At 41.1% G+C, this 12,361-nt stretch carries 10 protein-coding genes; all 10 read left to right on the forward strand.

From position 1 onward, the window contains the following. Positions 1–75 precede the first annotated feature (75 nt). A complete protein-coding gene (locus tag O3605_RS00255) occupies positions 76–903 on the forward strand; it encodes an alpha/beta hydrolase (RefSeq protein ID WP_070505536.1) in 828 nt (275 codons plus the stop codon). A gap of 39 nt (positions 904–942) precedes the next feature. Continuing rightward, the gene (locus O3605_RS00260; RefSeq protein ID WP_155199044.1) at positions 943–1,683 is read left to right on the forward strand and encodes an esterase family protein; all 741 of its coding nucleotides are present in this window, start codon (positions 943–945) and stop codon (positions 1,681–1,683) included. A 21-nt stretch (positions 1,684–1,704) separates the two neighbouring features. After that, a complete protein-coding gene (locus tag O3605_RS00265) occupies positions 1,705–2,871 on the forward strand; it encodes an ATP-grasp domain-containing protein (protein WP_061455571.1) in 1,167 nt (388 codons plus the stop codon). Between the two features lie 226 nt (positions 2,872–3,097). Beyond that, entirely contained in the window at positions 3,098–4,066 is a 969-nt protein-coding gene (locus O3605_RS00270; RefSeq protein WP_371585111.1) for a thiamine pyrophosphate-dependent dehydrogenase E1 component subunit alpha, read from the forward strand. A 16-nt stretch (positions 4,067–4,082) separates the two neighbouring features. After that, positions 4,083–5,075, forward strand: a complete 993-nt coding sequence (locus O3605_RS00275; protein WP_003011072.1) for an alpha-ketoacid dehydrogenase subunit beta — start codon at positions 4,083–4,085, stop codon at positions 5,073–5,075. 220 nt (positions 5,076–5,295) lie between these two features. Then, on the forward strand, positions 5,296–6,339 hold the full coding sequence (locus O3605_RS00280; protein WP_371585028.1) for a dihydrolipoamide acetyltransferase: 1,044 nt from the start codon (positions 5,296–5,298) through the stop codon (positions 6,337–6,339). 41 nt (positions 6,340–6,380) lie between these two features. Further along, complete coding sequence (gene lpdA / locus O3605_RS00285) at positions 6,381–8,087, forward strand: dihydrolipoyl dehydrogenase (protein WP_049497863.1); 1,707 nt, start codon at positions 6,381–6,383, stop codon at positions 8,085–8,087. A 375-nt stretch (positions 8,088–8,462) separates the two neighbouring features. Continuing rightward, complete coding sequence (lplA, locus tag O3605_RS00290) at positions 8,463–9,452, forward strand: lipoate--protein ligase (protein ID WP_371585029.1); 990 nt, start codon at positions 8,463–8,465, stop codon at positions 9,450–9,452. A gap of 218 nt (positions 9,453–9,670) precedes the next feature. Continuing rightward, positions 9,671–11,680: a DUF1430 domain-containing protein gene (locus tag O3605_RS00295; protein WP_070505540.1), complete on the forward strand. Its 2,010-nt coding sequence runs from the start codon at positions 9,671–9,673 to the stop codon at positions 11,678–11,680. A gap of 1 nt (position 11,681) precedes the next feature. Next, on the forward strand, positions 11,682–12,308 hold the full coding sequence (locus O3605_RS00300) for a putative bacteriocin export ABC transporter (protein WP_049497861.1): 627 nt from the start codon (positions 11,682–11,684) through the stop codon (positions 12,306–12,308). The last annotated feature ends 53 nt before the right edge of the window (positions 12,309–12,361 follow it).

Genomic DNA, 12,361 nt, shown 5'->3' on the forward strand with positions numbered 1-12,361 from the left:
TTGGAGAAAATCCAGACTTTTTCTTCTAAAAATGGTATAATGAATAAAATTTAGAATATAGAGAGTTTTCTGACAATGAACAAATCCTATTTTTATTTAGATATGAAGACACACGAGTTGAAAGTGCCTTATACCGGAAAACTCCGTCGTGTGCGAGTCTTATTACCTAAGAATTATGAAACGGATACAGATAGACGTTACCCTGTGGTTTATTTCCACGATGGGCAAAACGTTTTGTACAGCAAGGAAGCTTATGCGGGTCATTCCTGGAAGGTGATTCCAGCCATTAAGCGGAATCCCGATATTAGTCGCATGATTGTCGTTGCGATCGATAATGATGGTTTCCAACGCATGAATGAATACTCTGCCTGGAAGTACAAGGAATCTAATATTCCTGGCATGCAATTTGGTGGCAAAGGGGTTGAGTACGGCGAATTTGTCATGGAGGTGGTGAAATCTTTTATCGACCAAGAATACCGGACTCTTGCTGATCGAGAACATACGGCCATGATTGGATCTTCCTTGGGGGGAAATATTACCCAATTCTTGGGATTAGAGTACCAAGATCAAATCGGTTGTTTAGGGGTCTTTTCATCCGCCAACTGGCTACACCAAGATGCCTTCAATCATTATATCGAACGTAAAAAATTATATGCAGACCAACGGATCTACATCTATGTGGGGACTGAAGAGGCGGATGATACAGATAAAACTTTAATGGCAGGAAACATCAAGCAAGCCTATATCGATTCATCCCTTCGTTATTATCACGACGTCATCCAGCAAGGGGTGGAACTCAATCATATTGCCATTCGGATTCAATCTGGTGCTATTCACCACGAAGAAGCGTGGGCAGAGCACCTACCAGAATGCCTTCGCTTTTTGGCTGAGAATTGGGATTAATGGACTCAAAACAAATCAATAGAGAGAAAGAGGAAACTTATGAATATTGAACATTTAAGCCACTGGAGTGGCCAACTTAACCGTGAAATGTATGTTAATCGCTATGGACACGCAGGAATTCCTGTTGTGGTCTTTGCTTCATCAGGTGGAAGCCATAACGAGTACTATGACTTTGGTATGATTGATGCTTGTGCCCAGTTTATCGAAGAGGGACGAGTTCAATTTTTCACCCTTTCTAGTGTGGATAGTGATAGCTGGCTTTGTGATTGGAAGAATCCTCATGATCGAGCTGAGATGCACCGTGCATACGAGCGCTATGTGATTGAAGAAGCCATTCCTTTTATCAAACACAAAACAGGCTGGTTTGATCCGATGATGACAACTGGTTGCTCTATGGGGGCCTACCACGCGCTCAATTTCTTCTTGCAACATCCAGATGTCTTTAACAAAGTGATTGCTTTGAGTGGTGTCTATGACGCTCGTTTCTTTGTTGGTGACTTTGGAGGCGATGAAGCCATTTACCAAAACTCTCCATCTGATTATATTTGGAACCAAAATGATGGCTGGTTTATCGATCGTTATCGTCAGGCGGAAATCGTTGTTTGTACTGGTTTAGGAGCTTGGGAACAAGATGGACTTCCATCTTTCTACAAACTGAAAGAAGCCTTTGATCACAAAAATATTCCTGCATGGTTCGCTGAATGGGGACATGATGTCGCCCACGATTGGGAATGGTGGCGCAAACAAATGCCATATTTCCTAGGTCAAATGCATCTATAAGTAAAAAGGGAGGAGACCTCAATGAATTATATCGTTATTTCACCATATTACCCACAAAACTTCCAACAATTTACAATCGAGTTGGCTAATAAAGGGATCACTGTCTTGGGAATTGGTCAAGAGCCATATGAACAGTTAGATGAGCCTTTGCGCAACAGCTTAACAGAATATTTCCGTGTTGAAAATTTGGAAAATCTGGACGAAGTGAAACGTGCAGTAGCCTTTCTCTTTTACAAACATGGCCCAATCGATCGTATCGAATCCCACAATGAGTACTGGTTGGAATTGGATGCGGCGCTTCGTGAGCAATTCAATGTCTTTGGTGCCAAACCAAAAGATTTGAAGAAAACCAAGTTCAAATCCGAAATGAAGAAACTCTTCAAGAAAGCAGGTGTTCCTGTCGTTCCAGGCGCTGTTATTAAAAAAGAAAAAGACATTGATAAGGCTGTGAAGAAGATTGGGTTGCCATTGATTGCTAAGCCTGACAATGGGGTAGGAGCAGCAGCGACCTTCAAGATCGAAACGCCAGAAGATGTGGACCATTTCAAGGCTGAGTGGGATGGCCATACAGAGTACTTCTTTGAGAAATTTGTCACTTCTAGTGAGATTTGTACCTTTGATGGTCTAGTGGATCGTGACGGCAACATTGTCTTTTCAACTACCTTTGACTATGCACATACGCCACTCGATTTGATGCTCTACAAGATGGACAACTCTTATTATGTCCTTAAAGAAATGGATCCAAAATTGCGTCAATACGGGGAAGCGATTGTTAAAGCCTTTGGCATGAAAGAACGTTTCTTCCACATTGAGTTCTTCCGCGATGGGGATGACTATATTGCGATCGAGTACAATAATCGTCCTGCAGGTGGCTTTACCATCGACGTCTACAACTATGCTCACTCGATTGATTTGTACCGTGGTTATGCTGCCATCGTAGCAGGGGAACCCTTCCCAGCTTCTGAGTTTGAGCCCCTTTATTGCTTGGCAACTTCTCGTCGTGCCAATGCAGCTTATGCTCTTTCAGAGGAAGAAGTTCTGGCCAAATACCGTGATCAATTCCGTGTGAAGAAAGACATGCCAGCGGCCTTTGCGGAACTTCAGGGAGATTACCTCTATATGCTTACAACACCTAGTCGTGAAGAATTGGAACAAATGATTCATGACTTTGGCCAACGCCAATCATAAGATGACGACCGGTAGGATAGGATCCTATCGGTTTTTTATGTGACTATTGAATGAGATAGAAAAATCTAGAAGTTTGTGAAAAAACTAAATATTTCCTTTTGAAAGCTTATAGTTTCCATGATTATAGTGTTTAGGATTGTGAATTTTTCTGAGCATTATTTTTGACTGAGCTTTCATTTTTGGCTAGAATGAAAGTGAATGAATAAATGCTAAGAAAGGCGAAATGATGGCAACATTAGACAAAAGTCTCTTATTGGAAATGTTCCGTAAAATGGAAGAAATCCGTCGCATGGACTTAAAAATTGCACAGTTAGTAAAAAAAGGGAAAGTGCCAGGAATGACGCACTTTTCTGTTGGGGAAGAAGCGGCTAACGTCGGAGCGATGTTGGCTTTGAACGATGATGATTTGCTGACATCTAACCACCGTGGACACGGACAAGCCATTGCTAAAGGAATCGATTTGAATGGCATGATGGCCGAAATCCTTGGTAAGTATACCGGTACTTGTAAAGGGAAGGGTGGATCAATGCACATCGCCGACCTGGATGCAGGTAACCTTGGTGCCAACGGGATCGTCGGTGGAGGTATGGGAATTGCCGTAGGTGCAGCCCTTACACAACAAATGAAAAAGACTGGTAAGATTGTTGTCTGCTTCTTTGGTGATGGCGCAACCAACGAAGGTGTCTTCCACGAAGCAGTGAATATGGCTTCTATTTGGAATCTTCCGGTAATTTTCTACTGTATCAATAATGGTTACGGAATCTCTGCCGACATCAAGAAGATGACCAATGTCAAACATATCCATGAGCGTAGTGCTGCATACGGCATTCCTGGAATGTTTATTCCTGACGGGAACAACGTTATTGATGTCTATGAAGGCTTCCAAAAAGCTGTTGAACACGTCCACTCTGGAAAAGGACCTGTCTTGATTGAAAGTGTCACTTATCGTTGGCTCGGTCACTCTTCATCTGACCCTGGTAAATACCGGACACGTGAAGAAGTCGAAGAATGGAAGAAGAAAGATCCGATCGAAAACCTTCGCAAGTACCTCCTTGAAAATGAAATTGCAAGCGCAGAAGAATTGGATCAGATCCAAGAAGAAGTGAAAAAAGCAGTTGAAGCTTCAGTGAAATTTGCGGAAGAAAGCCCATTCCCACCACTCGAATCAGCTTTCGAAGATATTTACGCAGACTAAGGGGGAGTAGAGAATTATGGAAACTAAATTAATGTCTTTCCGCGATACCATTATCCTTGCTATGTCTGAGGAAATGCGTCGCGACGAAAATGTATTGTTGATGGGAGAAGATGTCGGAGTTTTCGGTGGAGACTTCGGTACTTCTGTAGGGATGCTGGAAGAGTTTGGTCCAGAACGTGTCCGTGACTGTCCGATTTCTGAGGCTGCGATTTCAGGTGCAGCAGCAGGTGCAGCCATGACCGGACTTCGCCCAATCGTTGATATGACCTTCATGGATTTCTCAGTAATTGCCATGGATGCTATTGTCAACCAAGCTGCTAAAACTCGCTACATGTTTGGTGGTAAAGGGCAAGTACCGATGACCATTCGCTGTGCTGCTGGTAATGGAGTTGGATCTGCAGCTCAACACTCCCAATCTTTGGAATCATGGTTTACTCATATTCCTGGTTTGAAAGTTGTTGCTCCTGGTACGCCAGCGGATATGAAGGGACTGCTCAAGTCATCAATCCGTGATAACAACCCCGTTATCATTCTTGAGTACAAATCAGAATTCAACCAAAAAGGGGAAGTGCCAGTTGATCCAGACTACACAATTCCACTTGGTGTCGGAGAAATCAAACGTGAAGGAACTGACGTCACTGTCGTAACCTACGGAAAAATGCTTCGTCGCGTGATGCAAGCTGCTGAAGAATTAGCAGAAGAAGGTATCTCAGTAGAAGTAGTAGACCCACGTACCTTGGTTCCACTTGATAAAGAGATCATCATTAACTCTGTCAAGAAGACAGGAAAAGTAGTCCTTGTCAATGATGCCCACAAAACAAGTGGCTATATCGGAGAAATTTCAGCTATTATCTCTGAATCAGAAGCATTTGATTACTTGGATGCACCAATCCGCCGTTGTGCGGGGGAAGATGTGCCAATGCCTTACGCACAAAACCTTGAAAATGCAATGATCCCAACAGTTGAAAGCATCAAAGATGCCATTCGTAAAACATATAACAAAGAATAATACATAACGTAAATTATGTAATATCATTTGAATTAGACCAGGAAACTTTGTATCTTTTTAGGTACAAAGTTCTCTGCGTCCTTAATATCTTAGATTAGAGCACGGGCTAAAAGCTCGGAAAAAAGATAAATCTACTTGACTTCATCGAAGTCTGCGTTGATTTCCTATTTTTCGGTCGCTTTTAAACGCCCTTTGCATCATAAATAGAATAGGAGAGGTCATGGCTGATGATAAGCTAAGAGCGACTCCTGCGGCTAGAAAATTAGCGGATGATCTTGGAATCAACCTCTATGATGTTTCTGGTTCAGGCGCAAACGGTCGTGTCCACAAAGAAGACGTGGAAACCTATAAAGAAACAAATGTGGTTCGCATTTCACCACTTGCAAAACGAATTGCACTAGAGCATAATATTGCTTGGCAAGAAATCCAAGGAACTGGTCATCGTGGTAAGATTATGAAGAAGGATGTTTTAGCCTTCCTTCCTGAAAATATCGAAAACGATACGATTAAATCACCTGCTCAAATTGAGAAAGTGGAAGAAGTTCCAGATAACGTGACACCTTATGGAGAAATCGAGCGTATACCGATGACTCCTATGCGTAAGGTTATTGCTCAACGTATGGTTGAGTCATACTTAACTGCTCCAACCTTCACGCTTAACTACGATGTAGATATGTCTGAATTGCTTGCCCTTCGTAAGAAAGTTCTTGATCCAATTATGGAAGCAACAGGTAAGAAAATCACTGTTACAGATTTGCTTTCACTTGCGGTTGTCAAAACTCTTATGAAACATCCATATATCAACGCTTCATTGACAGAAGATGGTAAAACAATTATCACCCACAACTACGTTAATCTTGCGATGGCTGTTGGTATGGATAATGGTCTTATGACACCAGTTGTCTACAATGCTGAAAAGATGACCTTGTCTGAGTTGGTCGTAGCCTTCAAGGACGTTATCGGACGTACCTTGGATGGTAAGCTTGCTCCAAGTGAATTGCAAAACTCGACCTTTACCATCAGTAACTTAGGAATGTTTGGCGTTCAATCATTTGGACCGATTATCAACCAACCAAACTCTGCTATCCTAGGGGTTAGTGCAACGGTTGAAAAACCAGTTGTTGTGAATGGTGAAATTGTCATTCGTCCAATCATGAGCTTGGGCTTGACCATTGACCACCGTGTTGTCGATGGGATGGCTGGTGCCAAATTCATGAAAGACTTGAAAGCCTTGATTAAAGACCCGATTTCAATGTTGGTCTAATCAACGAGAGAGAATAGAAACAAGAAAAAGAGGGAAATAAAATGGCCTTAGAAGTAATTATGCCAAAAGCCGGCGTAGATATGACCGAAGGACAAATCGTTCAGTGGAATAAAAAAGTCGGCGAATTTGTAAAAGAAGGAGAAGTTCTCCTTGAAATCATGACAGACAAAGTCAGCATGGAATTGGAAGCAGAAGAAGACGGTTACTTGATCGCTATCCTGAAAGGGGACGGAGAAACTGTTCCTGTAACAGAAGTAATCGGTTACCTTGGTGAAGAAGGGGAAAATATCCCAACAGCCGGAGCAGCAGCACCAGAAGCGAGTCCAGCACCAGCTGCAGCAAGTGCTTCAAACGATGACAATAAGAGCGATGACGCTTATGATATCGTAGTAATCGGTGGGGGTCCTGCTGGTTACGTATCTGCTATTAAGGCAGCTCAATTAGGTGGTAAGGTTGCTCTCGTTGAGAAATCTGAACTTGGTGGAACGTGCTTGAACCGCGGATGTATCCCAACTAAGACTTACCTCCACAACGCTGAAATCATTGAAAATATAGGTCATGCTGCTAACCGTGGTATTGTGATTGAAAATCCTAACTTCACAGTGGATATGGACAAGGTTCTTGAAACCAAGAACAAGGTCGTAAATACCCTTGTTGGTGGGGTTGCAGGACTTCTTCGTAGCTACGGAGTGGATGTTCATAAAGGAATCGGTACCATCACCAAAGATAAGAATGTCTTGGTCAATGGTTCTGAATTGCTTGAAACGAAGAAAATCATCCTTGCCGGTGGTTCAAAAGTTAGCAAGATTAACGTTCCTGGTATGGAATCATCCCTTGTCATGACCAGTGATGATATCCTTGAAATGAACGAAGTGCCAGAAAGCCTCGTGATCATTGGTGGTGGTGTTGTTGGTATCGAACTTGGTCAAGCCTTCATGACCTTTGGGTCAAAAGTTACTGTTATCGAAATGATGGACCGTATCGTTCCAGCTATGGATGCGGAAGTATCTAAGAACCTTCGTTTGATCCTTGAACGTAAGGGTATGACCATCTTGACGGATACGAAATTGCAAGAAATCATTGAGGAAGATGGAAAACTCCGTATCAAGGTTGAAGGTAAAGATGATATCATCGCGAATAAAGCCCTTCTTTCAATCGGTCGTGTTCCAGACCTTGAAGGTATCGGAGATGTTGAATTTGAATTGGATCGTGGACGGATCAAGGTCAATGAATACATGGAAACGTCTGTTCCAGGTATCTATGCACCAGGCGATATCAACGGTACCAAGATGTTGGCTCACGCTGCCTTCCGTATGGGAGAAGTTGCGGCTGAAAATGCTCTTAAGGGAAATCATGCTGTTGCCAAATTGAACTTGACTCCTGCAGCCATCTACACCCTTCCTGAAGTTGCGGCTGTTGGTTTGACAGAAGAACAAGCTCGTGAGAAATACGATGTTCAAATCGGTAAGTTTAACTTTGCGGCGAACGGTCGTGCCATTGCATCAGATGCGGCTCAAGGATTTGTTAAAGTCATTGCAGACAAGAAATACGGTGAAGTTCTTGGGGTTCACATCATTGGTCCAGCTGCTGCTGAATTGATCAACGAAGCTTCAACCATCATTGAGATGGAAATCACTGTAGAAGAAATGCTCAAGACCATTCATGGTCACCCAACCTTCTCAGAAGTGATGTACGAAGCTTTTGCGGATGTACTTGGCTTGGCTGTTCACTCACCTAAGAAGAAATAATATTATTCTTTCAACTAAATTTTCTTAAAGTAGTACGGACGGCAGCGACCTCTTTTAGAGTTCCATGCCTAAAAATTGAGCCACTTGTCTCAATTTTTCCGAGAAATGGCTTAATAAATAATTTTCCTTATCGAAGAAATGTTTGGAAGGATTAGTCAGACGCAGTGGTTGTTTGGTATCTTTGTTCGCTGGACAAGCTTCAAAGATACCTAATCAACTGTGCGGGGGTGGGAATACGAACTTTTTTTACTAGCGAAGTTCTGTCCCACTCCCTTCTTTTTACTACTTCAGAAAATTCAAGTGAAATTCAACTATTTCTGTCTAATGCTTATCTTACTATGAGTAGGATTTATAAAACGAATTTTTGGAATTACTATGAAATACATTATTAATTATTCAAATGATACTGCTTTTAATATTGCTTTAGAAGAGTATGCTTTTAAGCACCTCTTGGATGAAGATCAAATCTTCCTTCTTTGGATTAACAAACCTTCGATTATCGTTGGTCGTCACCAAAATACCATCGAAGAAATCAACCGTGACTATGTTCGGGAGCATGGGATTGAAGTGGTTCGCCGAATCAGTGGTGGTGGGGCTGTTTATCACGATTTGAACAACCTTAACTACACCATCATTTCAAAAGAAGATGAAAACAAGGCCTTTGACTTCAAGAGCTTCTCGACTCCCGTGATCAACACTTTGGCTCAACTTGGTGTTAAGGCTGAATTTACGGGTCGTAACGATTTGGAAATTGATGGTAAGAAATTCTGTGGGAATGCCCAAGCTTACATCAATGGTCGGATTATGCACCATGGTTGCCTTCTCTTTGATGTGGATTTGTCAGTCCTTGCTAATGCTCTCAAGGTGTCTAAAGACAAGTTTGAGTCTAAAGGGGTTAAATCCGTTCGCGCTCGTGTGACCAATATCATCGATGAGTTGCCAGAAAAAATCACGGTTGAAGAGTTCCGTGACCTACTTTTGGACTACATGAAGAAAGAATACCCTGAGATGACAGAATATGTCTTCTCGGATGAAGAATTGGCTGAAATCAATCGTATCAAGGAAACCAAGTTCGGTACCTGGGATTGGAACTATGGGAAGTCTCCTGAATTCAATGTCCGTCGTGGCACAAAATTCACAAGCGGTAAGGTGGAAATCTTCGCTAATGTCATTGAATCAAAAATTCAAGATATCAAGATTTACGGTGACTTCTTTGGTATCGAAGATGTTGCAGCAGTAGAAGATGTTCTTCGTGGCGTTAAATACGAACGTGAAGACGTCCTCAAAGCCCTTCAAACCATTAATCTAGGTCGTTACTTTGCAGGTATCACTGCAGAAGAAATTGCTGAGGCAGTGGTGGAATAAAGTCAAAAGAGATTCGCAGTAGCGGATCTCTTTTTTGAAACTAGTTTCACATAGAAATTATTGTTTTACTAAGGATTTTGTAGTATAGTAAAGGTGGAGAAATGTATTCGTTTACAAAAGTATAAATAAAATTTTAAATACTCAGCAATCACTAAACAAGGAAATTGATTGACTAGCTGAATAATATTTACCTTTGATGCTTTAGAAAGTGTGATGATATGAAACGTGTCTTTATTATTTTATCAAACCTTTTCATCTCTAGCTTTTTGATTTGGATTGCCTTTATTTCTCCAAATACGCTTATCCACCGCAGTCTTCCGGTAGTAGGTGTGGTAAGACAAGATAAGAGCGTCACATATGAAGACTTATCTTCCAGTTTAGACCGCTTGGCAAGGGAAAATCATAGTATAATTGCCCGTCAGATACAAAGAACAGACTCTAAGGGGCAGGTTGTTTTCACCTATGAAATCTACGGAGAGGGAAAACTTCCTCTTGGGATTAAAAGAGAGAAGAAAGAACTGGCTACCAAAGAAAGCCTGCTAACGAATTATTATGTATTAACAGGTGAATTGGAAACTGAAAAGCTGGATCAAACGCTTCATACTCTTGGTTTCTCACAAACTTTTATTGAGAAACCGAATCTTCTGCTGACCTTTATTGCCTTTTTTGGCTCAGGTTCACAATCACTTGCCTTAGTCATTTTTATCATTAGTTTTAGCTCTTTTACGATTATTCAAAAAACACAAGAAATGAGAAGTGCTGGGATTCGATATATTTCAGGAATGAGACGCTTGCAACTTTTCGGACATTCTCTAAAAGATGATAGTATAGAGTTGCTTTTGGGATGTATTGGCGCAAGTATAATGGGTGCTGTTCTGATTTATTGCTTTCAATTGACACCTTTTTCCTATTCCATCGTCATTTTCAGTAGTATTATTTACAATGGGATTTTACTAATTTTGTCTGTTTTCTTATCCTTCCTCTTTGCATATAGTATTCAAACGATTCATTTAGTCCCCCTTTTAAAAGGGAAGGTTCCATTGAAGCGCATATTGGTTTTCCTCTTTATTTGTCAATTTCTCGCTGTGGCACTAATTGGCCTTGCAGTTCATCGAATCAGTATTTATGGATCAGTCTGGCAAACCTACCAAGAGGGAAGTGAGGCTTGGTCAAAACAGTCGAATTGGGTCCAAATTAGTACAAGTCGAGAATATGGCAATCAGATTACCAGTAAAGAGAGGCTGAAGGAAAATAGGGAGAAATGGTCCAAGCTCATCGAGTCTGGTATTGAAAATGGTGGTCTTTTAGCTTATCATAATCTCGTATCTTTTAGTTCAAAAGGAGTTATGACGGATCCTAGTACAGGTAAAGAGTTTTCAATCACAGATTACGATCCTCTTGCACGAACTCTCTATGTAACTCCAAATTACCTCGAAATCCAAGGTGTTCCAGTTTCTCCTGAAGAAAAAGATCACTTAAATCACTTACAAGCAGGGGAATTTGGTCTGTTACTTCCGGAAAAATTAAAAGGTCGAGAAGAGGAGATGATCAAACGATATGAAGATTATCTATCTCCTCGAGATGATCAAGGAAATATCACCTTATCAATGAAGGCGCAGGTAACGTATATTCCGAATCATCAAAAACGCTTTATCTACAACAACACACCAATCAGCTATAAGCAATTCTTTACAGATCCTGTCTTAGTGGTTATACAACCTGAAAGTTTTGGAGGCTATGAGAATCCATATTTCACCCACCTAGATTCCTACCTTTATTTTAATGGGCTTCAGAATAGTAAGAAGCTAGTCGCTGAGTATGATCTTGAAAAAAGTGTTAGTCAGTACGACTATGCAGTGGACGTTTACCAGCAAATGGCCCAAAACATACAAATAGAAAATCTCATGGCGATTGCAGGAGGAGTCTTTGGTATAGCAACCTCTGTTCTTCTTTTTAACACTATGAATTTCCTATATTTTGAAGAGTTTAGAAGACCAATCTTCTTGAAGAAGATTGCAGGTCTGGGATTTGTAAACATTCACCAAACGATTTTGCTCTCAGAAAGTGTCCTCTTACTATTAGGAAGCTTCCTTGTATTCATTCTCACTTCGGAATGGTGGATTGCTCTTGTCACTCTCTTGCTATTTATTACTAATGCTTGGTTCATTCTCCTGTACCGGTCTCATAAAGAAGAGCACTTGTTAGCCACTGTACTGAAAGGAGCCTAATATGATTAGCGTAGAACATTTAACCAAATCATTTGGCCAACGAACGGTCTTTCAAGATTTGAGCTTGCAATTTACAGAAGGTAAGGTCTATGCTCTGATCGGAAATAGTGGGTGTGGTAAAACAACCTTGCTCAATATCTTGGCGAAGATAGAGCCTTATGAAGAAGGGAGTATAAACTATCAAGGGCAAGAACTGAAACAAATCAAACAGCATCACTTCTTTAAGCGTGAATTAGGTTATCTCTTCCAAAACTTTGGCCTACTTGAAAACGAGACTATCGCTACAAATTTAGATTTGGGATTGATTGGGCAAAAATTAACGAAAAAAGAGAAGAAGCAGCAAGAGGAAGAAGTGCTCAAAAAAGTAGGATTGGCTTACCTTGCTCTGGATCAAAAGATTTATGAATTATCGGGGGGAGAGGCGCAACGTGTCGCATTAGCTAAAGTTATTTTAAAAGATCCACCTTTAATTTTGGCAGATGAACTAACTGCAGCACTGGATCCAGAAACCTCACAAGAGGTGATGGACTTGCTCTTAATGTTAAAGAATCAAGAGCGTATAATCATTATTGCAACCCATAATCCAGTAATATGGGAAAAAGCTGACGAAGTGATAAGGCTCAACTAGTCCATGGTTGAAGAATGGTAGGATCTTCTAGATTATCTTTTATAGCTATTCAG

The organism is Streptococcus sp. 27098_8_99 (assembly GCF_041431935.1).
GTDB classification, from domain to species: Bacteria; Bacillota; Bacilli; order Lactobacillales; family Streptococcaceae; genus Streptococcus; species Streptococcus parasanguinis_D.